We start from the raw sequence: 22,189 nt of genomic DNA, 5'->3' as shown, positions 1-22,189 counted from the left end.
TGTCGTGAATGATGCACCAAACCTGCCGCAAGGGCACGAATTGCGCCGCGGCATTCGCCCTGGAGAAGCCTTGTCGGCAATGCGCCAGCTGATAGCGGACAAGGAAGACACTTCGCAGGTATTTCGCATCGTCCAGGCGCTATCGGGCAATTCCTACTACCGCAACTTCCGCCGCTTCGCCGCCTCGCCGCAAGGGCAGACGATCCTGACGGAACGGGCCGATTTGCTCGGCACGCTCAGCGACCGGGAGCGCCTGGCGCGCTGCGCGCCGGGGACGCTTGGCCGCGCTTATCTCGATTTCGTCTATGGCGAGGGACTGACCGCTCAGGGCCTGGCCGAGGCGAGCGAGGCAAGCGGCATGACAGAATTCAGCGATCCTGCGGTCACGCGCTATCGCCAACGTCTGCGCGATTCGCACGATCTGTTCCATGTGGTGACCGGTTATGGCCGCGATGCATTGGGCGAATTGTGCGTACTCTCTTTTGGCAATGCACAATTCTACAATCACGGCATCACCTTCATCGTTGCGGTCGGTGTCCCCAAACTGCTGGCGGAGCAATGGCAGCTCCCCGTCGCGCGCGCCGCGTTTGAGGCGTGGCGACTGGGTCGCAAGGCAGCGGACCTGACCACGTTCTATTGGGAAAGGTACCTCGATCGCCCGCTTGAGGAAGTGCGCCGCGATCTGAACCTCCAGCCCCCGGCAGTATATGTAGGCGTGCGTGATCTTTCACAGCGACTGGAGCGTGAGTTTCAGGCGCGCCGGCAAGGCGAGCTGCAGGCATGAACGGTCCCGCCGCCCTAAGCTTCAGCGACAGGTCCGCTATCACTGGCGTTGGCGAAACCGCTTTCGTCAAAGGCACCGAACGCACCGCAGTGGACATGATGCTGGAAGCATCGCGCCGCGCCATCGCGGATGCCGGGCTGAAACCTTCCGATATCGATGGCATGGTGCCGCCGCCGATCTATACGACGTCAGAGGAAATGGCCGCCAATCTGGGTATCGATGTGCTGCGCTATGCCGCCACAGTGCATATGGGCGGGGCCAGCCCGACTACGGCGCTGCAAAACGCGGCAATGGCGATCGCAAGCGGCCTGTGCGACCATGTGCTCATAACGCTGGGCTGGAACGGATATTCGGCGCTCAGGCCCAAGCCAGGTGCGCCGCCGACGCGGCCGATGAACATGAACACGCTGACCAACACGGTCAAAGGCTATTACAGTCCCTATGGCGTGTTTTTGCCGGTGCAAATGTATGCCTGGCTCGCGACCCGCCATTCAAAGCTTTACGGCGTCGGGCCTGACGCAATGGCGGCCGTCGCGCTGGCCTGCCGCCGCCATGCGCAGATGAATCCGCAGGCCTTTACCTATGGGCGCGAGCTGGACGCGGAAACCTATCACTCGGCGCGGTTGATTTCCGAACCTTTCCGCCTTTACGATTGCTGCCTGGAAACCGACGGAGCCTGCGCAGTCGTCGTCTCGCGGATGGACCGGGCAAAAGACATGCCGCATGTCCCCATCAGCATTGCGGGCGCAGCCGAGGGACATCCCTATCCGGCCGACGACATCCCTTCCCGGCCCGATCCGTTCAAAATCGGCCTCAGCTATGCCGCCCCGCGCGCCTTCGACATGGCGGGCGTTCGCCGCGAGGACATGGATTTCCTGCAGATCTACGACTGCTTTACCTATGTCGTCCTGCTACAGCTCGAAGCGCTGGGTTATTACGAGCCGGGCGGACAGGGTGAATTTGTCGCCGACGGGCAGATCGAGCTGGGCGGGCGCTATCCAGTCAACACCCATGGCGGCCTGCTGAGCGAAGCGCATGTCTGGGGCCTCAACCACGTGGTCGAAGCGGTGCGTCAACTGCGCCACGATTGCGGCGAACGCCAGGTCGAAGGCGCGCAGACCGGACTGGTCACCGGCTGGGGCGACTTGGGCGATGGCAGTATCGCTATCCTGAGGAGGTTTGCATGAGCGACGAGAAGGATCTTCCGCCCAAAATGCGTGCCTCGGCGCAGAAGGTGCCGCCAAAGCCGCAACCGCGCCCGCAGGATCCGGTGGAACAGGAATTCTGGAACCGTTGCCAGGACGGCAATCTCTATTTCCAGCGCTGCGGCGAATGTGGCACCTTCCGCCACCTGCCACGCTACATGTGCGCAAAATGCGGCTCGCCCGACTTTTCTTGGGAGCAAAGCAGCGGAAAAGGTACGCTGTTTTCCTGGACGGTCACACATCAGGCTCTGCACCCTGCCTTTGCCGCTGACATTCCGTTTGTCTCGGCGGTGGTGGAACTGGAAGAAGGCGTCCGCATGGCCACGCGCCTGATCGATTGCGACCGCGACAAGCTAGAACTGGACCTTCCGGTAACGCTCGATTTCGAACTGATCGGCGCGGATTTCCGCCTGCCGGTTTTCCGCCCCGATACGAACCTGCCCCACGAAGGATAAGCACGAAATGGATCTCGAATATGGACCCGAATATGACGCTTTCCGCGAGGAAGTGCGACAATTCCTAAAGACGTACGGGAATCGTGCGCCAGCCGGGCAGGGCCGGGCCGCCCGCCCCTGTCCCGAGGCGGTCGAGTGGCAAAAACTGCTGATCGAACATGGCTATACCGCCCGCACGATCCCCACGGAATACGGGGGTTACGGGGCCGAGCCCGACATTCTCAAATCGCGAATCATCGCCGAGGAATTCGCGCGCGCCGGCATTCCCGGCGGACTTGCCAACCAAGGCATATCGATGCTGGTCCCTACACTGCTGGAACTGGGAACCGAGGCACAGAAACGCCAGTGGGTCGAGCCGACGCTGAAAGGCGAGGTCGTATGGTGCCAGGGCTATTCCGAGCCCGGCGCGGGATCGGACCTTGCCAGCCTGAAAACCAGCGCGCGGATCGAAAACGGCGAATTCGTGATCAACGGCCAGAAGATCTGGACCAGCACGGCCAAGCAGGCGGACATGATCTTCTGCCTGGTCAGGACCGAACCTGACGCGCCCAAGCACGGCGGCATTTCCTATCTGATATTCTCGATGGATACGCCGGGGATCGATGTGCGTCCGCTCAAGACCATGACCGGTCACGCCGAATTTAACGAGACGTTCTTCACCGACGTGCGGGTGCCGATGGACCAGATCGTCGGCCAGCGTGGTCAAGGCTGGTTCGTCGCCAATGCGACACTGGGTCACGAACGCGGCATGCTGGGCGATCCCGATGCGCTGGAAAACCGATTTCAGGCACTGGTCAAGCTAATGCAGAAAGAACGTGTCGGCCAAGGCCGCGCGATCGACAATGCCGTGCTGCGCGACCGGTTGGCGGCGCTTCAGGCCGAAGTTGCAGCGATGAAATACAACGGAATGCGTATCCTTTCGGACAATCTGAAGGGCGAACCCGGCGGCATGGCCAAGCTGATTGTCAAGCTGCAAAGCTGCGAACTGGCGCATCAGATATCGGCTCTGGCGATCGACGCCATGGGCGAGATCGGCATCCTTTATCACGGTAGCAATCGCGAGCGCGAAGGAGGCGCGTGGCAGTGGAACTACATGTTCCAGCTGGGCCTTATCATCGGTGGAGGTACCGCGCAGATCCAGAAGAACATCATCGCCGAACGCGGTCTCGATATGCCGCGCGAACCTAAGCTGGCCAAACCTGCGCCGGCCGAACAGGGCGCCGCCGTCGCGGTCCGCCAGAAACAGGGAGCCGCCTGATGGATTTCGGACTGTCGCAAGACCAGCAGATGCTGCGCGATACAGTCGCGCGATGCCTCGCCGACACCTGCCCGCTCGACCATGTGCGTGAGTGCGCCGAAGGCGAAGCTTCTTACAGCGAAAAGGTGCAGTCTGCACTGAGCGAACTGGGCATCACAGGAATGATGGTTCCCGAACAGCATGGCGGCCTCGGTATGACCTTGCTAGATGCAGCTGTTGTGGCCGAACAGCTTGCCTATGCGGTCGCTCCGGTGCCGTTTCTCGCCAGCCATGTGCTTGCACCCATCGCGCTGGCGCAAGCCGGCAACGAGCAGCAGCAGGCTGAGTGGTTGCCTCAGATCGCCAGCGGCAAAGCGCAGATCGCCGTTGCCATTGCCGAGACTATTGAGGTGCGCGACGGGGCGGGCGTAACCTGCAACAGCGGCAAGCTGGACGGCACGGCGCTGTTCGCACTCGATTTCACCGGCGCCGAGGCCTTCCTGGTGGCCGATACCGCCGGGCGGATGCACTTCGTCCCCGCCGATGCACCGGGGCTGGAGAAAATCCCGCTGACGACGATCGACCGCACCCGCAGCGTAGGGGAAATGCGGTTCGAGACCGTTGCGGCCGAACCACTGGCCGACGATGGCGGAGCGACTGCGGCACGGCTGCGCGATGCGGGCCGGGTGATCCTGGCCGCTGACAGCCTCGGCGCGGGTCAGGCCATGATTGAGAAGGCGGTCGATTATGCCGGACAGCGCGAACAATTTGGGCGGATCATTGGCAGCTTTCAGGCGGTCAAGCATATGTGCGCGGAAATGGCAGCCCGTCACGAACCATGCCGCTCCCTGATTTGGTACGCAGCGCATGCTTTCGACGCAGCGTCGGATGAAGCCACGCTCGCCGCGTGTCACGCGAAATCGCATACCGGCGAGGTGTATCGCTTCGTCGCGCGCACTTCCACCGAAGTGCATGGCGGGATGGGCTTCACCGACCTGCTTGGGCTCCATTATTGGTTCAAGCGGATCGGTTTCGATCGCCAGGTTCTTGGCGGCCCCGAAGCGGTGAGAGCCGAAGCAGCAGCGCGGCAGGGGTGGACCCGGGCAGCGTGATTTAAGTAGCTGCGGGGACGCCGCGAGACAAGCGGCGCCCCGCCAAGAGATGAGATGGAAACGTGATCGACTGGAACCTTGGCGACATTCTTGATGCTATCGAACCGGCCATGCCGAAGGATGCGCCCGCGCTGATCCATGGCGACCGGATCATCACATGGCCGGAAATGTCAGTCCGTTCGAACAATCTCGCGCGCAACCTGCGGGAACGCGGTGCCGTCGACGGGGCGAAGGTGGCGTTCTACATGCGAAACCGTCCCGAATACGGCGAGCTGATGGCGGCCTGCTTCAAGGGTCGGCTCACGCATGTGAACATCAATTATCGCTACGTGCCCAAAGAAGTATTCTACATCTTCGACGATTCCGACAGCGAGGTGATCGTCTACAGCTCCGAATTTCGCGACTATATCCTTGAGCTGAAGGACCGGCTTGAGAAGGTCCACACTTTCGTCGAGATCGGTGATGCGTCGGAAATCGCCCCTTTCGCCGTTCCCTATGAACATCTCACGACGCAGGGAGACGGTTCGCCTCTAGGCATCGAGCGCTCACCAGGCGATCTGCTGTTCATCTATACCGGCGGCACCACCGGCATGCCCAAGGGCGTGATGTGGCGGCACGACGACATGCGCAAGGCTCAGCTCGATGCGCAAAAGCTGCTCGGCCCGGTGCCGCAGTCGCACGAAGAAAACGTCGCGCTGATCAAGAGCCAGGGGCCGGGACGCCGCACCCTCCCCTCCTGCCCGCTGATGCACGGCACAGGCTTTATCACCGGGATCGGCGCGCTGATGTCGGGCGGTGCAATCGTTACACTCTCCGACCCGTCATTCGATGCCGAAGAGTTGTGGGAGACGGTCGAGAAACACAAGGTCGAGAGTATCGCAATCGTGGGTGACGCTTTCGCCAAGCCGATGCTTCGCGCCCTCGACGAACATCCCGGCCGCTGGGATACCAGCAGCCTCGTGTCGATCATCTCGTCCGGCGTGATGTGGAGCAAGGAGGTCAAGGCCGGTCTTTGCAAGCACATTTCTCAAGTCATCCTGATGGACAGTTTCGGCGCTTCCGAAGGCCTCGGCTACGGCCTTTCGGTCACCACCGCGCAAGGCGGCACCAACACCGCCAAATTCGGCATCGGTGAGTTCTGCGACGTGTTCGACGAGAACGACCAGAAGATTGAGCCGGGCAGCGGAGTATCCGGCTTTATCGCGCGCAAGGGTGCGATCCCGCTCGGCTATTACAAGGACCCTGAAAAGTCGGCGAAGACCTTCAAGACAATCGACGGTGTGCGTTACTCGATACCGGGCGACTGGTGCCGCGTGGAGACCGATGGCAGCCTGACCCTGCTCGGCCGGGGCAGCGTGTGCATCAACACCGCCGGTGAAAAGGTCTATCCCGAAGAAGTCGAAGAGGTGCTGAAGACTCACCCCGCGATCGCCGATGCGCTGGTCGTCGGGGTACCGCACGAGAAATGGGGTCAGGCGGTGACCGCCGTGGTCCATCTCGACAAGCAGGGCGAATTCGATGAGCAAACTGTAAAGGACCACGTCCGCGAACAGCTGGCAGGATATAAGACGCCCAAGTCGATCCATCCTACCGACACGCCTCTGCGCGCCTCGAACGGAAAGGCGGATTACGCAGCGGCAAAGAAAATTGCGGAAGGCAGCAGGGTGGCAGCGTGAGCGGCAAGACCACGCCAGACTATGACGCGGTGATCGTCGGTGCCGGTTTCAGCGGCGTCTACCTGCTTCACAGACTGCGCGAGGCCGGGTTCAATGTCCTGCTGGTCGATGCTGCCGCCCAGCCCGGCGGCATCTGGTACTGGAATCGCTACCCGGGCGCGCGGGTCGATTCGCAGGTTCCGCTTTACGAATTCTCTCTTCCCGAAGTCTGGCGGACATGGTCGTGGACTGAGCGCTTCCCCGGCTGGAAAGAGCTCCGGGCCTATTTCCGCCATGTTTGCGATACCTTCGATCTGTGGCCGCAAATGCGCTTGGGCACGAGGGTCGAAAGCGCACGCTTCGCCGAAAAGGCATCGCTCTGGCGCCTGCATCTGGACGGTGGGGACACGGTGACAGCGCGGTTTCTCCTGCCGGCTCTCGGCTTCGCGTCGAAGCCTTATGTCCCCGACATTCCCGGCCTCGACACCTTCGCTGGCGAATGGTGCCACACCGCGCGCTGGCCTCAGGAAGGCATTGATCTGGCAGGTCGCAAGATCGCCCTGATCGGTACCGGGGCGAGCGGCGTACAGGTAGCGCAGGAGGCGGCGAAATCCGCAGATCGACTGACGCTGTTCCAGAGAACGCCGATCCTGGCCTTGCCCATGCGCCAGGAGACCTTAACCGAAGAAAGGCAGGAGCGCGAAAAGCAGGGGTATCCGGCCATTTTCGAACAACGCAAGCAGACCAGCGGGGGTTTTGAATACCAGTCGCTGGAAAAATCGGCACTTGAGGTTAGCGATGAGGAGCGCACCGCACATTTCGAGCATCTCTGGCAGCGCGGCGGTCTAAAATTTTGGTATCACAATTTTGCGGATATGCTCACCAACCGCGAAGCAAACCGCTACGCTTATGATTTCTGGCGCGACAAAGTCCGGGAGCGGATCGTCGATCCGGCGCTTGCGGAAAAACTTGCTCCTGCCGAGCCGCCCCACCCCTTCGGCACCAAGCGGCCATCGCTGGAACAGAATTATTACGAGATTTTTGCGCAGGAAAATGTCGCGCTCGTCGATCTGAAGGAAACGCCGATCGTCCGGATCAGCGCGGACCGTATCGAAACTCAGGATGGGGCGTTTGACTGCGATCTGATCGTCTTTGCAACAGGCTTCGATGCCGGACGCGGCGGACTGATCGACATGAATATAACCGGGCTGGGCGGGCTCGGTTTGGCACAGGCCTGGAACGATGGCCTGCGCGCTTATTTGGGCATGGCCGTGGCGGACTTTCCCAATATGCTGTTCGCCTACGGTCCTCTAAGCCCTTCGGGTTTTTCGAATGGTCCGACGACCGCCGAGATACAAGGCGACTGGATTTGCGATTTCCTGGTCCGGCTAAGAGACGAAGGCATCGTCCTTTTCGATACGGAACCCGAAGCCGAGACGACCTGGACCGAAATGGTCGCGCAGGCGGGGGCGATGACGCTCTTTCCCGAAGCAGACTCCTGGTACATGGGCGCCAATATCCCGGGCAAAAAGCGTCAACTGATCAATTTTCCCAGCGTGGTCGGTTATGCCGCACTTTGTGATGATGTAGCGCATGACGGCTATCGCGGCTTCGTAACCGAAAAACCCACAAACACGGAACCCTTCGCGCAATGAATGAAATGACCCCTGTAAACAACCTTCCGACTGACATCGATTCCTTGTGGGCCGGGGACGGTTCGCACCTGCCCGAATGGTTCATAGCAGCACTGAACGTGCCGCGCGAAGAAGCTTATGTAGAGATTTCCGGTGCCAAGGTGCACTATCTCCGCTGGGGCAGCCCCGAGAAGCCCAAATTGCTGATAACGCATGGCTTCCTCGCCCATGCCCGATGCTTCGCCTTCATCGCCCCCTTCTTTGCCCAGGATTATGACGTCGTAGCCTTTGATCTGGCGGGCATGGGTGACAGCGAAATGCGGGGGGCAGCTGACACGGCGGCCCGCGGGAGGGAATTCACCGAGGTTGCCGAGGCCCTGAACATGTTTGCGGATGGCCAAAAGCCAACGATCATCGCGCACAGCTTCGGTTCGGGTGCCGCGCTGACAGCCGTGACCCAGTCGCCCGACGCCTTTGCTGGAGTGGTCGTATGCGACCTTATGATCATGCGCCCTGAATTGCTTGAAAAATACTGGAAGAACGATCGGTCGAGCCCGGGATCAGGGAATCCGGACAAGCCCAACAAGCGCTATCCCAGCTATGAAGCAGCGCGTGCGCGCTACATCCTATCCCCGCCTCAGCCCGTCGAGGAGCCATTCCTGCTAGATTATATTGCGTATCATTCGCTGAAGCATGAAAGAGGCAGTTGGACGTGGAAATTCTCACCAGAGGTTTTCCGGCGGAGCAATAGGCCCGAGGAGTGGCTGAACATGGGTAAGCGCCTGGTGCAAGCGCCGGGCCGCAAAGCAATCGTGCACGGCGGTAACAGTCTGCTCTTCTCACAGGATTCTGCCGATTACATCCGCGAGATGGGTGGAACCGACATCCCGATAATAGCCATACCGGAAGCCCGCCACCACCTGATGCTCGATCAGCCATTGGCCTTTGTCGCAGCTCTCAGGAGCGTTCTTTCTTTTTGGAAAAGCTCCCACGAACGCTAACCGCAATGTTAGAATGACCTGTCATATCTTCGATGAATTGGGTGGTCGAGAATACCAAATATGAATTTTGATACCTTGATTTGAACCTAGTTGTTTAGTCCCGGCATATGATGGGTTGGATTGAGCGTAAATCTGTTTGGTTCGGTTGTCCACATTTTGCAGATGTATTCGAAGGGTGTGAGTCTCTTGAGGGTCTTCAGCCGCCGACCATAATTGTAGGCATCGATGAAGTCGTGGAGATGTGCAGTCAGCTGCGCATGGCTGTCATAATGATACCGTTTGACGGTCGCCTCCTTGATTGTTCGGTTCATCCGTTCGACCTGCCCGTTGGTCCAGGGATGCTTGATCTTGGTGAGCCGGTGCTCGATCCCGTTTTCTTCGCAGCGCATATCGAACATGTGGGTCATGTAGGTGGCGGTCGGACCGTCAGCGTAGCGCGGCGGGAAGGTGAACTGGATACCATTGTCGGTCAGCACGGTGTGGATTTTGTATGGCACGGCCTTGATCAGGGAGACCAGGAAGGCTGAGGCTGTCACCCGGTTCGCCTTGGCCACGAGCTGGACGAAGGCGAACTTGCTGGTCCGGTCAATACCGACATACAGGTGCAGCTTGCCTTCCGCGGTGCGGACCTCGGCGATGTCGATATGGAAGTAGCCGATGGGGTATGTCTTGAACTTCTTCTTCGGCTCCTTGTCCCCAGTAACTTCGGGCAATCGGCTGATCCCGTAGCGCTGCAAACAGCGGTGCAGCGACGAGCGTGTCAGGAGCGGGATCGTTGCCTGCAATGCGTAGAGGCAGTCGTCCAGCGGCAGCAGTGTATGCCGACGGAAGGCAACGATGATGGCCTCTTCTTCGATAGTCAGGACGGTGGACTTGGCCTCCTTGGGGCCGGTGGGGAGGTCGTGCACTGACGTGCGCTGCTTCCACTTGGCCACTGTCTTCGGGTTGATGCTGTAGCGCCTCGAAAGCGCCATCAGGCTCTCTTGACTATGTTGTATTGCTCGACGGACTGTCTCTGTCGTGGTGGCGCTCCCGTGTAGAATCTGTCCCATAGCGCGTCCTTCCATTGGTGGGTGAATATTACACCATCAAATGCCGGGACTAAACACCTAGTGCGTTGTAGCGGCATCGGCAAAAGGTTGCGTTGATGCCGTGATGAGACAATTTGACTAAGCGCGGCGCTCTTTCCACAATCCTCCCGATAGCTTTGCGCGAACGCGGGTTTTAAGCCGAGCATAGTCATCAGGCAAAGCATATGCAGCAGGCACTACCAACAATGTCAAAAAGGTCGATGTCGCTAATCCGCCCATAATGATAAAGCCCATAGCATTGCGCCATTCGGCTCCATCCGACTGAGCAAAGGCGACAGGCATCATTCCGAAAATTGCTGCCAGAGCCGTCATTAACACTGGCCGGAGCCGTTCGGGTGCGGCTTTTTGCATGGCATCCGCTGCGTCCATACCTCCCCGCCGATATTCATTGGCAAGATCCACAAGAAGAATCCCGTTTTTCATCACGATCCCCATCAGGGCAATCATTCCGATTTGGGCGAACATGCTCAATTCCTGATTGGAAAGCCAAAGTGCAATAAACGCTCCGGAAAAAGAAAGGGGAGCCGTAAGCATGATCAGGACAGGTTGTCCGAAGCTGTTAAATTGGCTGGCGAGGACAATATATAGGGCCACAAAAGCAAGCGCAAACGCTAGCAGTATGGCAGAAGTTGTGTCTGCCAGTCTCCGCGCCATACCCTCCATTTTGGTCGACATTCCTTCAGGTGGGGGATTGTTGGTCAGGATTTTTTCAACCTGAGCGACAGCGACGCTCAATGCTACGCCGGGCGGCGTGTTTGCCATGACTGTAATTTGCCTCGCTCGGTCCACGCGATCAATCTGAGCTGGGCTGTCGGCAACTTCAATATCAGCAACTGCCGCCAGATCGACTAAACTTCCACTTCCTGATCGAACTGGAAGCCGGGCAATGTCGTTCAAAGTTTGCCGTTTATCTTCATCCACTCGCACTCTCACATCATAGCGTCTGCCGTCGGCTTCAAATGTTCCCGCATCACTCCCGCCAATTAAAGTTCGCGTTGCTGCTGCGACATCCCGAGCCGTCACCCCTAAATCTGCGGCCCGATTGCGGTCTAACCTGATCTGCAATTCCGGCCTGCCGCCTTCGTAGGTAGAGGCGACATCCACCAGTTCTGGGGTAGCACGCATTTCCTCCGCGATGATATTTGCATATTCATTGATCGTCGTAAGGTCGGAACCAGAAATTATAAGCTCTATCTGAGCCGATCCCACACCGGCACCGGAAACCCATGGAACTTCTACAACCGAAATATCCGTGGCTTCTGGCAGCGTCTTTGCAAGGACCTCACGCGCTTGGTCCATGATCGCGCCCTGCTCGACTGATCGACCCTGTTTAGGACTGAGATCAAAATAGAAATCGAGCAAGTTGGTTTTCTGATTGGTACCTGCCCCTATGGTTACGAAAACATATTCTACATCTTCAATATTGCGTAGCGCTTCGTCGGCTCGCAGCGACGCCTCTTTAGCTGTCGCAATCCCAGTTCCCAACGGAAGTTCAACACTTGCAAGGAACTCTGATCTGTCCGTGAGGGCCATGAAGGTGGCGGGCACCATTGCTGCGAAAAGACCGCCGATTAAAAGACTTATGATGGCTCCCAAAAAAACGAGATATCGTCTTCTGATCGACCAACCTACAAGCCGTTCGTATCGCTTTCGCATGATCTGGTGGAAGATTTCAATTTTTCCCAGCCAGCCTGTTTTCTCTTTTTCCGATTTCAGGAATCGAGACGCAAGCATGGGCGACAGGGTAAGCGCCACCAGCAATGAGACGCTAACCGAAAATACTATCGCCAAGCCATATTGAAAAAAGAAACGTCCGACTATCCCTTCCATAAAGGCAATAGGCACAAACACTGCCAACGTGGCAAATGTCCCGGCAAGCACCGCCAATGCGACCCGCTTGGTTGCTTTTGGTGCGGCCTCCATTGGATCAGCGCCTTCATCGACATCGCTTTGCACGGCTTCAACAACGACGATAGCGTCATCAACAAGCAATCCAATCGCGACCGTCAAGGCCAATAATGTCATGAAATTAAGCGTAAAATCGAAGGCGGCAAAGGCAGCGAACGTGGCAATAACGGAAGTCGGGATGGCCAGCATAACGATAAAAGTTGCCCGCCAGCTGAGCAGAAAAAAGAATGTGACAAAAACAACCAATACCACCGCGATCATCAGATCAAACAGAACATCACCAATGGCCGATTCGATGAATCTCGCTGTTTCTCTCGTGACAACAATTTCAACCCCGCTCGGCAGCTGGTCCTTGATCTGCTCGATTTCCGCTTTGATTGCTCTGGTCATTGCAACGGTATTGCTTCCAGATTGCTTGCGAACCTCAAGCACAACCCCGGGGCGACCATTTAATTGGGCATAGCTGGTTTCATCCTCGACCGAGTCTTCCACGCGACCGATATCGCGGACCCGTGTGACCTGTCCGTTGGGCCGATATGCTACCGCGAGATTGCCAAATTCCGAGGCTGTATTGGCTTCCGCCAATGTTCTGGTCCCATATTGCTTGCTGCGACCATCAATCTCAAGGCGGCCGCCCGGCAACTCGGCATTTTCGTTTCTCAAGGCGGCTACGACATTATCCGTGCTAATAGCGCTTGCCCGCATTTTTGCCGGATCAAGCCAGACCCGCATTTCTCTCTCGCGCCCACCTACAATGGAGATAGAACCTACGCCGCGAATACGCTGAAGCCTCTCTTTAACGACCTCATCGGCAAAGACCGTGAGTTCTCGGACCGGCGCATCTCCTGCGATAAGCAGCGACAGTATCGGCGCTGCGTCCGGATCAAGCTTTTCGACAATAGGCGCGTCCGATTCTTCCGGCAAATTGCTTAATATGCTGGCCACCCGGTCCCTGACATCCTGGGCCTTCACGTCGGCATCTTCCGACAACTCAAACTCCAACACGACCTGACTGACGCCTTCGGCGCTGACTGAACGCATTTGCCGAATGCCAGAAACGCTGTTGACCTCTTCCTCGATAACGTCGGTGATTTCAGTCTCGATCGTATCTGGAGACGCGCCGGGCAAAGTCGTTGTTACCGAAACGTAAGGGAATTCGATTTTGGGGAACAGATCAACACCCAGTCTCCCGAAACTCAACAGACCCAGAACGACTAGCGAAGCAATCACCATTGTCGCAAAAACGGGACGCCGGATCGAGACATCAGAAATCCACATCAGCTTACCGTGCAGGCTTTCTTTGCTTGCGCTCTACTTTTTGCCCATCGCGCAAAGTGGATGGTGGGTTTTGGATGATTTTTTCGCCGGTCCGGACGCCCTGGGTGACCTTGACCCGTTCGAAATCTATGCTTTCGACCTTTACATCCCTTCGGCGTGCGATGCCTTTCTCAAACAGGAATATATATGCGGCTGCGCTATCACCTTTCACGGCTGATCTAGGAAGAATAATTGCGGATTCCGGCGGCGTCTCGATAAGCGCGCGCACGCCAAGTCCGCTACTGATTCGATAATTGGGGTTTCTTATCGGCAATCGCAATTCGACCGTCCGGGATTCCGGGTCAACCCGGTCATTGATGATGAACACAAAGCTGTCGAAAGGCTCATCAAAGCCATCAATATAAACTTTTGCCTTCTGGTTGAGCTTGAAATCATCAACCCGGGCCTGCGGAGCACTGACGATTGCTGCCACTATTTCTAATTCCTGTAGTTGCAAGGCTGCAGATTGTTCACCCATCGAAAAGCGATTGTTGAGATAGGACCCCTCATCGACCAATCTGGCTGTAACGACGCCGTTATATGGAGCGCGGGCAACAGTATCGCGCAGCGCCTGTTTGGCCGTGGCCAGTAGCGATTGCGATTGAGATACCTGCGCTTTCGCGACGACCAGGTCTGTTTCAACCCTTTCGACCTGTGCTTTCGATACAAAGCCTCGCGGGGAAAGCGCAATTACGCGGTCATGTTGGCGCTGGGCCTGTGTCGCCTGCGCTTCCGTCAGGCGTAGCGCTGCGGATGCTTCCGCAACCCGTCTTTTATAATCTGCTTGCCTGATCTGGAAAAGCGCTTGGCCCTTTTTGACCCTATCGCCGACGGTCACAAACATAGTTTCAAGCGGTCCTTCCACGAGAGCGCCGATTGCGCTGCTCTGCTTGGCCGCAATCGTTCCAAAAACCTCGACAGGATCGGCCAAAGGTTCGGACTTCGCTATCAGAAAGTCTACTTCGAATGCGGCGCTTGTTTGAATGTCATCATCATTGGCATTCGCAGTATCGTCGTTCGCACAGCCCGAAACCAAGCCCAGCATGGCTACAGACAAGAGAAATATGATATTTTTGACACCCATTTACGTGCTCAAATATGTCCCGCGCCCGCTGGCTACCAAGCGATCATCATCATCTAAAATGCGGGTGTCTGCGGTGCTTATGGTTTTTCCTAGCTTCACGACCTGCCCAATTGCACGAAGCGGGCCGTTGGTGGCTGCCCGATGATAATCTACCCTCAGATCCACGGTCGCCCTGGCAACGCCCCCTGCAGCAATAATCGCATAAAGCCCGGTTAAATCGATCAGAGATGCCAATATGCCGCCGTGCACGGCTCCAATCACGGGATTAGATACGAGTTCGTCCCGCCACGGCATTTCCAGTTCCAGTTGATCGTTGTTTTGCTGAACAATTTTCAGACCCAACCAGCGATGGAAAGGCGCAATCTGCATTACGTCAGCAAGATTTTCCGTATCATATTTCATGCTGCGGCACCGCGATTGTGGGTCGCATTCAAAAAGGAGATTATCGCCGAACAAAACGCATCATTGCGGTCACCGACGACCATATGGCTAGCATCCGCAATGTCGGTTAAAAGCGCGCTAGGAACCAGCGTTTGGAAATGGGCCACAGCTTCTTCAGAGACCATGTCGCTGGAACCTCCGCGTATGAGATGAACCGGCAGTGTCAACCTGGCAGCCGCAGCGCTTAACCTGTCGAAACCATTCTCTTTTGCTTCGGCAGCGTTGTCCCGAGCGTGCGTCACATGGTGAATAAAATTGGGGTCCCAATGCCAATAATATCGCCCGTTTTCCCGTTTGCGTAAATATCGATCAAGCTTGCCTGTGCCGGTGCGTTTCTCTCGCTGTGGCATATACTCGGCGATAATTTTGGCAGCTTCTTCTGGGGAGGAAAATCCATCTGTCATGTGGGCCTGCATGAACCCGACCACTCTTGATACCCCGACGGCTTCCATCTTCGGCGCGATATCAACCAAGGTGAGCGACCTAAAACCTGCAGGAGCCAGTTCACCGGCCGCAATCATACCCGCGATTCCGCCCAGTGACGCTCCCACTAACGCTGGAGGATTACTAAGCTGCTTGGAAATAGCGACAAGATCACGCGCAAAATCGCGCATATCGTAAGCGCCATCTGATGCCCATTCACTGTCCCCATGACCACGCATGTCAATGGCCGTCGCGCGGTAGCCAGCATTTGCGAGTTCGTCCAGCACCTTCACCCAGGCATGACGGGTTTGCCCTCCACCATGCGCAAGCATTACCGGAAAGCCGGTTTTTGGCCCAGTCGTGCTTGCCGTGATCTGCAAGCCGTTGTGACCGGCCAAGATACTCTCTTCATGGTCCATACTGATTTTATAGGCTGTATAGTGATAGACAGTAAAGGGCTTTATATTATATTAAATTTACGATATGGTCACTATCATGACAACCAAAACAGCTACAATGAGTGCCAACGCGCAAGACGGGTTCCTTAATGAGACCGATGAGTTTGCGTTTTTGCTGGAGGAAGTACCCCGAGTTCTGCGCAAGGCATTTGATGAATCGATTGCCCAGTTCGGCTTGTCCCGCACACAGTGGAGAACATTGGCCTATCTGATCAAGACCGAGGGAATGACGCAAACCGAGTTGGCAAATTGCCTTGAGCTGGAACGCGCTACGATCGGATTAACGATTGATCATCTTGAAAAACTGAGATTTGTCGAACGCCGGTCCGCAGAAGGCGACCGGCGCGTCTGGCGGATATTCCTGCGTCCAAAGGTAATCGATATCATTCCACAACTTCGGAAAGAGGCTAACGCCGTTTATAAAAAGATGTTCAAAGGCGTTTCCAACGCAGACGTGGCCATCATCCGAACCGCGATGGAAAAAATGGTTGGGAATCTAAGGGAATGTTGAGTGTTTAATCTCCCAAAATTTTAGCGAGTTCTGATCCTTCTCTCCCGTTGGATCAGCTGGAGCGAGTGGCTGGGGCCACTCGCTCCCTTTTTTTTGCAGTCCAGGCCAATTAATTTAATAATTATCGGACGGTGAATTATACCGTTGATACCTGCCGGGACACCAATCAAATATGCGCTAGCGCACAAAAGTTGCTATCGCCGTGGCTAGTGGTTTCTCTGATTCATGAAAACAGGTGGCGCGGACAAAGCTCGCGGCTTTGCCTTCACGTTCAAAACAGCTGTGCGTGAATAGATCGCGCGAACCTACGGCTGGACGCAAATAACGAATGTCAATTGACTCTAGCTGCTGGCCGATCGAACTTTCACCGCCTGCCACTCGGCCCTGGCATGCAGCCATCAGCGCCGCAGCAACGGCGCCGCCATGGACAATATTTCCGCTCTCCCAGCCCAAAACGGCCCGGTTTCCTGCAGCAATTTGTGGCGAGCCTGGTGCGCCCGATAAGCCCAAACTGGTGCTCATCGGTCCGGGCATTGCTTGAGGATCGAAATCACCGACCAAATTATAGTCGGCCGGAGCACCCCCCGGAAAGCTCCCCAAACGAAACAGGCCTGTTGCTGTTCCGACGATATCTTGGGACGAGTTGGTTACACTGCCTGTTACAGTGGCAGATGCTTTACCAACCATCACCGCTTCGGCGGTCAACGTCAATTCATCTCCCATCGAAGATCCTGATAAAAGTCCGATCCGCAAATCAAAAGTTGAAATCCCGATTTCTGTCCCAATCAAACCTTGCAACGATTGGGACAATCCTTGGTCCATAAAGCCCATGAGTGCTAGCGGATCAAGGTTTGGATTTCCCGGAGCTTTGGCAATCCGCCTATTGGCTTTCATTCGACTGATCGAACGCCCGCTGCTGCATTCCAGCAATTCCATACCGAGCGTCAATTGGTAAGGGGTTACAAGTCGAACCCGCATTTTCTCACCCGTCTGTTCATCTGGCTTAGATTGCGCAGTCATCCATTTATCTTCCAACAAGGCATACTCAACAAGGCATACTCAAAATTCCTTAGTTAGGCGTAAACTGCAAACAAAGGGCTCCGTTCGCCGGCGACGCGAAAACTGATGTCCGCAAAAACCCGAACGGTGCAAGGTAATTATGATCTAAGGGGATGAGGTCCAATGATTGCGTTTACAATCCTGAACAACATCCCCTTTGTCATTTGGTCATGTTAAATTACCAAGACCACAATCGGAGGTCGACGCAGCGCCGGTTCGCCTTGCCGAAAGTTTCTTAGCGTTGAGCACGCCGCACGTTAGAACTTCACCGTTGCCTCGATGCCATATGTGCGCGGTGTTCCCCGGTTAAGATAATCGAGTCCGAAGATGTCTATGTTCAACCCGTAGCTATAATAGACCTTGTTGGTCAGGTTCTTGGCCCACAGGCTCGCTGAAAAATTATCCTTCTGATATGTCAACCGGCTATTGACGAGCCAGTAGCCCGGGTTTCCGCAAGTGATTGCCGGGCCTGCAGGACGGACGCTACCAGGTGCACCTGGGCGATCACAGGGTGTTTGGCCGTAGTCGCCAAACGGATCGAAGAAATATTTTCCCGTATACGCAGCATCACCGCGCAGACTTAGCTTGCCTGAATCAGTGTCAAAAACGTCCCAGTCGAACCCTGCAGAAAACGTCTCGCGTGGAGCGTTGGGGAACGGATTTCCGTTTACATTGCGTGTGGGGCTTCGAGGATCAGTAGGATCGACAACATTTCCTTGATATTTACTGCGCAACAAGCTGACCGATGCGTCAAAGCGCAGGTTATCGGTAGCAATGATTGCGAGTTCCGCCTCACCGCCGTAGAGTTTGCCATTGGCGCTGCGAACAAACGTCGTCGCTCCAATCACCTGAGTGACCTGATGGTTGCTGTAGTCGTAGTAAAAGCCAGCTAAATTAAGCTGGACGCGCCGATCAAACAGGAGCGTTTTCAGACCGCCTTCATATGCGTTTATCTGCTCCGGCTCAACATAATAGACCTGATCGGTTCCCTGATACGCTAACCCATTAAAACTGCCGCTGCGATATCCTCGGCTGAAATTGACATATCCCAACACATCGTCGGTGAAATCATAACTGACATTGATCCGCCCCGTGACTCGGCTTTCTTTTTCGCGTTGCTCAAGCGGAGGTTGGTTTGGGTTGAAGGGGAAGGTATAGGGAATCGTACTTGCTCGCTCGGTTCCCCCAAATCAACCAGCACTGTTCGTCCGTTGAGGTAGTTCACTTTGTCTTTGGTGTAACGCAAGCCGACACTGACCGTCAGTTCGTTGGTCACATCATAACTGGCATCAGCATAAATGGCAGCGGAAGGACGTTCGACGGTGAAATTCTGTTCACCGGTTATTGGTCCAAATGGGGGAGCGCCAGCTGCCCGACACGCAGCAGAAAGGGCTCCACCGAAGCCGCCGCCAGCCGAATTATCAATCTGGATATCGGTCTGGAGGGCAATAAGCGATCTCGCATCAAGGAACCCGTTGGGATTCCCGGTTGCAACCGGTGCACAGCTCGATGCAAGAGTGGGGTCAAGGGCTGGATTGACCAAAAATGCCGGGACAATCGCAGCAGCCTGAGGTGCAGAAACAGGTGCGTTAAAAAACGAGTCGCCAATGCCGAAACTGCGCAACACTGGATCCAGAACACCAAAGAAATCGATCCCGTTCCGCGTTTTGATTTTATCTACACCATAATAAAGTCCAGCGATCAGATTGAAACGGTCGTCCTTGTAAGCAAAGCGCAGATCCTGATTGAAATTTTTGCTCGTTGAATTGAAACGGATCGCGCAAACGTCATTCGGTGAACCGTCACAGTCAAACGGAGAAATGCTGTAATTCCCAGTATCATAACCGGTAATCGATGTAACCGAGAGGCTGTCACTAATCTCGTAGGCGACGTTTAGCGCCAGACCCTTCGACAGAGTGTAGTAGTTTCCGCCCGTATCGGCAGATACCTCGTCGCGGTTTAGCGCGCGCCCCCCATTCTGGGCGGGATCGAAACGTGAATAACCCAAAACATCACGGCCCTCTGCATATTGACCGAACGCATACGGGTTGGGTGCAACCGGATTGTCCCGGGAAATATATCCCTTCAAGTTGATATCAAGTGTATCAGTTGGTTTGAAACGGACCGACAGGCGGCCAGCAATCGAATTTGTCGTGCCGGTATCGCGGTTCTGAACGGGATTGAATTGCCAGCCATCGCCCTTGGCAAAGGTTCCCGCAAAGCGGATACCAAGCACATCAGGAACCAGAGTTGTTTCTATCGCACCTTGGATTGTCTTTGTGTCGTAATTACCGTAGCCAACCGAAAGCGTTCCAGTTGTATCAACAAGTTCGGGTTTGTTTGAAAAAAAGCTGATGGCACCGCCGGTTGTGTTCCGCCCATAAAGCGTTCCTTGCGGCCCACGCAACACCTCAACGCGTTCCAGATCGTAAAGCTGCTGACCGTGGCTGGCACGGAAGCTCTGGTAAACTTCGTCAACATACACACCGACAGGCGAAGCGGTTGAAGCATTAAATTCATTAGCCACTGAAACGCCGCGCAGTGCGAAGTTCGGTTGGGTGCGGCCATAAGGCGTGGTGATCTGAAGACTTGGTACAAATCCTTGCAAATCTGATGTTTCATCTACGCCGCGAGATTCCAGTTCCTTTGCCGTCAATGCGGACACAGCGACGGGAACATCTTGAAGCGCTTGTGACCGCTTTTGCGCAGTCACAACAATTACCTCAAAACCACTGGTATCTTGTTCTTTGGTTTGGGCCAAGGCAGTTCCTGATAGAGCTATTTGCAATACAAATAACGCGCAACCTCCAGCCAAATATGTTTTGTTCATGTTCTTCCTCCCTATTTTTCGGACTTTTTTTATTTTTGGTTTTCCAGAATAAACTCTGCAGCGCGCTCGGCGATCATCGCTACCGGGGCATTGGTGTTGCCGGATATTAGATTGGGCATAACGGAGGCATCGGCGATCCAGATATTTTGAATGCCGCGAACCTTTAATTTTTCGTCACACACAGCGGTTTCATCATTCCCCATCCGGCATGTCCCAACCGGGTGATAGACTGTATCTGCGCGCGCCCTTATCGCATCAATGAGTTCTGAATCTCCGCTCATGCCCTTTGTAAAAAGCTCAGTGCCGCGAATGGACTTAAGCGCGTCTGATTCCATAATATCGCGCACCAGCTTGAAGCCGGACAACAGGGTTTTAATATCACCATCTGTTGCGAGAAAATTTGGATCGATGACAGGAGCGGCAAGAGGGTCGGCCGAACCGAGTGTCACGGAACCCCTGCTCTCGGGTCGCAGCACGCAAACATGGCAGCTCATCCCTCCGCCCAAATGGATCTTGCGAGAATGATCATCAATAATGCCGTGGACGAAGTGCATCTGGACATCTGGTCGATTGCCACGACCTTTGGTGGATAGAAAAGCACCGCCTTCCGCCGCGTTGCTGGTAAGCGGACCACGACCATTACGGATATAGTCGGGAATCGACGCACCAATACGCGCGACACCGCCAGGGCTGACAGCAAATAAATCAGGACTTTTGGCGCGATATACCGTGACATGATCAGGATGGTCCTGAAGATTCTGGCCAATTCCCGGTATGTTCAACCGGACGGGTATAGAATGGCGTCGCAGTTCGGACTCCGGCCCAACGCCCGATACCATCAGAAGGTGCGGCGTACCGAACGCACCGCTCGTCAGCACAACGCCGGCATCAGCGCCAAGTGTCATAGACCGTTTGTTGCAAAGCACCTCCAGGCCCGTCGCTCGTTCACCATCCAATATAATGCGAAGCGCCTTTGTTCGTGTCATCACCGTAAGGTTCGGTCGATCAAGGATTGGTCGCAGATACCCGCGCGCTACACTCCAACGCCGGCCATCCTTTTGGTTTACCTGATAACGCCCAACGCCTTCTTGTTCAGCTCCGTTAAAATCGTTTGTTGTTTTGTGTTGTTGTTCCGCTGCAGCCTCGATGAAGAGATCGGTAACCGGGTTGGGTGAACGGTGATCTGCTACGTTAAGCGGTCCCGACACGCCGTGATATTGATCTTCACCGCGTTCATTGCATTCCGACATCTTGAAATAAGGCAGCACATCATCATAGGACCAGCCCGGCGCACTGTCCGCCGCCCAAGCGTCATAATCCTCGGCTTGGCCGCGGATATAGCACATCGCATTGATCGAGCTTGATCCACCAAGAACACGGCCACGCGGTTGATAACCTTTTCGGCCATTGAGTCCCGGCTGTGGAACAGTTTGATAGCCGTAATTATTGATTTTGGTTGGCAACATGGCGGCCATGCCAAGCGGCACGTTGACCAGCATCTGATCGTCATCTCCGCCAGCTTCAATCAAGCAGACCTGTATCGCCGGGTTCGCTGAAAGACGGTTAGCCACCACGCATCCGCCTGAACCTGCCCCAACGATTATATAGTCGAAAACATTTTTCCTCATCGAGCCGGTCATTGATATAAAATCAATGCTGCGCGAGAGGCAGGCGAACGATCAGTCCGTCAAGCTCTTCCGTAATCGATATTTGGCAGGCCAGACGGCTATATTCATCGGCTCCTTCCACAAATTCGAGCATATCGCTCTCACTGCCGTCCGAAGCGTGACCGGTTTTTTCAATCCACGCCGCGTCGATATGAACATGGCAGGTGCCGCAAGCTGCACATCCGCCGCAATCGCCATCGATGCCCGGGACTCCGTTGTCTCGGGCTGCCTCCATGACTGATGAATTGGCATTTACATTGACAAGATGGTCGTCACCTTGAGCGGTAATAAACTTTACTAATGGCATTGGTATTCCT

General features: G+C 55.7%; 19 protein-coding genes. 9 read left to right on the top strand and 10 right to left on the bottom strand.

Annotated features, from left to right (window positions below):
• Window positions 1–4 precede the first annotated feature (4 nt).
• The 8 genes from SPHFLASMR4Y_RS02110 (at window position 5) to SPHFLASMR4Y_RS02075 (ending at window position 9,083) form a co-directional block, all read left to right on the top strand.
• Window positions 5–784 (top strand): ubiquinone biosynthesis protein COQ4, encoded by a 780-nt coding sequence (locus SPHFLASMR4Y_RS02110; protein WP_236554123.1) that lies wholly within the window; start codon window positions 5–7, stop codon window positions 782–784.
• Window positions 781–1,971: a thiolase C-terminal domain-containing protein gene (locus tag SPHFLASMR4Y_RS02105; protein ID WP_089132088.1), complete on the top strand. Its 1,191-nt coding sequence runs from the start codon at window positions 781–783 to the stop codon at window positions 1,969–1,971. Before SPHFLASMR4Y_RS02110 ends, SPHFLASMR4Y_RS02105 begins: the two co-directional genes overlap by 4 nt.
• Window positions 1,968–2,444 (top strand): Zn-ribbon domain-containing OB-fold protein, encoded by a 477-nt coding sequence (locus SPHFLASMR4Y_RS02100; RefSeq protein ID WP_089132087.1) that lies wholly within the window; start codon window positions 1,968–1,970, stop codon window positions 2,442–2,444. Before SPHFLASMR4Y_RS02105 ends, SPHFLASMR4Y_RS02100 begins: the two co-directional genes overlap by 4 nt.
• A gap of 7 nt (window positions 2,445–2,451) precedes the next feature.
• The gene (locus tag SPHFLASMR4Y_RS02095; protein WP_089132086.1) at window positions 2,452–3,702 is read left to right on the top strand and encodes an acyl-CoA dehydrogenase family protein; all 1,251 of its coding nucleotides are present in this window, start codon (window positions 2,452–2,454) and stop codon (window positions 3,700–3,702) included.
• On the top strand, window positions 3,702–4,793 hold the full coding sequence (locus tag SPHFLASMR4Y_RS02090) for an acyl-CoA dehydrogenase family protein (RefSeq protein ID WP_089132085.1): 1,092 nt from the start codon (window positions 3,702–3,704) through the stop codon (window positions 4,791–4,793). Before SPHFLASMR4Y_RS02095 ends, SPHFLASMR4Y_RS02090 begins: the two co-directional genes overlap by 1 nt.
• Before the next feature lie 62 nt (window positions 4,794–4,855).
• Window positions 4,856–6,469, top strand: coding sequence for an acyl-CoA synthetase (locus tag SPHFLASMR4Y_RS02085; protein ID WP_089132084.1), 1,614 nt, complete (start codon window positions 4,856–4,858; stop codon window positions 6,467–6,469).
• On the top strand, window positions 6,466–8,103 hold the full coding sequence (locus SPHFLASMR4Y_RS02080) for a flavin-containing monooxygenase (protein WP_089132083.1): 1,638 nt from the start codon (window positions 6,466–6,468) through the stop codon (window positions 8,101–8,103). Before SPHFLASMR4Y_RS02085 ends, SPHFLASMR4Y_RS02080 begins: the two co-directional genes overlap by 4 nt.
• Window positions 8,100–9,083: an alpha/beta fold hydrolase gene (locus tag SPHFLASMR4Y_RS02075; protein WP_089132082.1), complete on the top strand. Its 984-nt coding sequence runs from the start codon at window positions 8,100–8,102 to the stop codon at window positions 9,081–9,083. Before SPHFLASMR4Y_RS02080 ends, SPHFLASMR4Y_RS02075 begins: the two co-directional genes overlap by 4 nt.
• 86 nt (window positions 9,084–9,169) lie before the next feature.
• Here SPHFLASMR4Y_RS02075 and SPHFLASMR4Y_RS02070 read toward each other — a convergent pair whose 3' ends face one another.
• The 5 genes from SPHFLASMR4Y_RS02070 to SPHFLASMR4Y_RS02050 all read right to left on the bottom strand — a co-directional run bounded on the left by SPHFLASMR4Y_RS02070 (window position 9,170) and on the right by SPHFLASMR4Y_RS02050 (window position 15,745).
• Window positions 9,170–10,135: an IS481 family transposase gene (locus SPHFLASMR4Y_RS02070; protein ID WP_089132081.1), complete on the bottom strand. Its 966-nt coding sequence runs from the start codon at window positions 10,133–10,135 to the stop codon at window positions 9,170–9,172.
• Window positions 10,136–10,252: 117 nt separating this feature from the next.
• A complete protein-coding gene (locus SPHFLASMR4Y_RS02065; protein WP_089132080.1) occupies window positions 10,253–13,360 on the bottom strand; it encodes an efflux RND transporter permease subunit in 3,108 nt (1,035 codons plus the stop codon).
• A 4-nt stretch (window positions 13,361–13,364) separates the two neighbouring features.
• Entirely contained in the window at window positions 13,365–14,483 is a 1,119-nt protein-coding gene (locus SPHFLASMR4Y_RS02060; RefSeq protein WP_089132079.1) for an efflux RND transporter periplasmic adaptor subunit, read from the bottom strand.
• Window positions 14,484–14,885, bottom strand: a complete 402-nt coding sequence (locus tag SPHFLASMR4Y_RS02055; protein ID WP_089132078.1) for a hotdog fold thioesterase — start codon at window positions 14,883–14,885, stop codon at window positions 14,484–14,486. It lies immediately after the preceding gene.
• Window positions 14,882–15,745: an alpha/beta fold hydrolase gene (locus SPHFLASMR4Y_RS02050; RefSeq protein WP_236554122.1), complete on the bottom strand. Its 864-nt coding sequence runs from the start codon at window positions 15,743–15,745 to the stop codon at window positions 14,882–14,884. The genes SPHFLASMR4Y_RS02055 and SPHFLASMR4Y_RS02050 overlap by 4 nt, the downstream gene beginning before the upstream one ends.
• A 97-nt stretch (window positions 15,746–15,842) precedes the next feature.
• Here SPHFLASMR4Y_RS02050 and SPHFLASMR4Y_RS02045 point away from each other — a divergent pair, with 97 nt between their 5' ends.
• Entirely contained in the window at window positions 15,843–16,316 is a 474-nt protein-coding gene (locus SPHFLASMR4Y_RS02045; RefSeq protein WP_236554121.1) for a MarR family winged helix-turn-helix transcriptional regulator, read from the top strand.
• A 177-nt stretch (window positions 16,317–16,493) separates the two neighbouring features.
• Here the strand turns inward: SPHFLASMR4Y_RS02045 and SPHFLASMR4Y_RS02040 are convergent, their stop codons facing one another.
• The 5 genes from SPHFLASMR4Y_RS02040 to SPHFLASMR4Y_RS02025 all read right to left on the bottom strand — a co-directional run bounded on the left by SPHFLASMR4Y_RS02040 (window position 16,494) and on the right by SPHFLASMR4Y_RS02025 (window position 22,179).
• Complete coding sequence (locus SPHFLASMR4Y_RS02040; RefSeq protein WP_145955437.1) at window positions 16,494–17,336, bottom strand: acyl-CoA thioesterase domain-containing protein; 843 nt, start codon at window positions 17,334–17,336, stop codon at window positions 16,494–16,496.
• A gap of 296 nt (window positions 17,337–17,632) precedes the next feature.
• Window positions 17,633–18,460, bottom strand: coding sequence for a TonB-dependent receptor domain-containing protein (locus SPHFLASMR4Y_RS17305; protein ID WP_260807134.1), 828 nt, complete (start codon window positions 18,458–18,460; stop codon window positions 17,633–17,635).
• Window positions 18,373–20,205, bottom strand: a complete 1,833-nt coding sequence (locus SPHFLASMR4Y_RS02035; RefSeq protein ID WP_260807036.1) for a TonB-dependent receptor — start codon at window positions 20,203–20,205, stop codon at window positions 18,373–18,375. The genes SPHFLASMR4Y_RS17305 and SPHFLASMR4Y_RS02035 overlap by 88 nt, the downstream gene beginning before the upstream one ends.
• Before the next feature lie 29 nt (window positions 20,206–20,234).
• The gene (locus SPHFLASMR4Y_RS02030; protein ID WP_236554120.1) at window positions 20,235–21,845 is read right to left on the bottom strand and encodes a GMC family oxidoreductase; all 1,611 of its coding nucleotides are present in this window, start codon (window positions 21,843–21,845) and stop codon (window positions 20,235–20,237) included.
• A gap of 10 nt (window positions 21,846–21,855) precedes the next feature.
• Entirely contained in the window at window positions 21,856–22,179 is a 324-nt protein-coding gene (locus SPHFLASMR4Y_RS02025) for a 2Fe-2S iron-sulfur cluster-binding protein (protein WP_089132075.1), read from the bottom strand.
• Window positions 22,180–22,189: the final 10 nt, after the last annotated feature.

The sequence above is a fragment of the Sphingorhabdus sp. SMR4y genome (assembly GCF_002218195.1).
Classification (GTDB): Bacteria; Pseudomonadota; Alphaproteobacteria; order Sphingomonadales; family Sphingomonadaceae; genus Parasphingorhabdus.
Note: the sequence above shows the minus strand (reverse complement) of the source record. Positions and strands in the feature narration are given on the sequence as shown.

Bases quoted from the DNA above. Each gene is read 5' to 3' on its own strand.
- SPHFLASMR4Y_RS02065 (WP_089132080.1), bottom strand. From the start codon at position 13,360: ATGTGGATTTCTGATGTCTCGATCCGGCGTCCCGTTTTTGCGACAATG.
- SPHFLASMR4Y_RS02035 (WP_260807036.1), bottom strand. From the start codon at position 20,205: ATGAACAAAACATATTTGGCTGGAGGTTGCGCGTTATTTGTATTGCAA.
- SPHFLASMR4Y_RS02055 (WP_089132078.1), bottom strand. From the start codon at position 14,885: ATGAAATATGATACGGAAAATCTTGCTGACGTAATGCAGATTGCGCCT.
- SPHFLASMR4Y_RS02045 (WP_236554121.1), top strand. From the start codon at position 15,843: ATGACAACCAAAACAGCTACAATGAGTGCCAACGCGCAAGACGGGTTC.
- SPHFLASMR4Y_RS02040 (WP_145955437.1), bottom strand. From the start codon at position 17,336: ATGACTGCGCAATCTAAGCCAGATGAACAGACGGGTGAGAAAATGCGG.
- SPHFLASMR4Y_RS02090 (WP_089132085.1), top strand. From the start codon at position 3,702: ATGGATTTCGGACTGTCGCAAGACCAGCAGATGCTGCGCGATACAGTC.
- SPHFLASMR4Y_RS02100 (WP_089132087.1), top strand. From the start codon at position 1,968: ATGAGCGACGAGAAGGATCTTCCGCCCAAAATGCGTGCCTCGGCGCAG.
- SPHFLASMR4Y_RS02070 (WP_089132081.1), bottom strand. From the start codon at position 10,135: ATGGGACAGATTCTACACGGGAGCGCCACCACGACAGAGACAGTCCGT.
- SPHFLASMR4Y_RS02060 (WP_089132079.1), bottom strand. From the start codon at position 14,483: ATGGGTGTCAAAAATATCATATTTCTCTTGTCTGTAGCCATGCTGGGC.
- SPHFLASMR4Y_RS02095 (WP_089132086.1), top strand. From the start codon at position 2,452: ATGGATCTCGAATATGGACCCGAATATGACGCTTTCCGCGAGGAAGTG.
- SPHFLASMR4Y_RS02030 (WP_236554120.1), bottom strand. From the start codon at position 21,845: ATGACCGGCTCGATGAGGAAAAATGTTTTCGACTATATAATCGTTGGG.
- SPHFLASMR4Y_RS02025 (WP_089132075.1), bottom strand. From the start codon at position 22,179: ATGCCATTAGTAAAGTTTATTACCGCTCAAGGTGACGACCATCTTGTC.
- SPHFLASMR4Y_RS02105 (WP_089132088.1), top strand. From the start codon at position 781: ATGAACGGTCCCGCCGCCCTAAGCTTCAGCGACAGGTCCGCTATCACT.
- SPHFLASMR4Y_RS02075 (WP_089132082.1), top strand. From the start codon at position 8,100: ATGAATGAAATGACCCCTGTAAACAACCTTCCGACTGACATCGATTCC.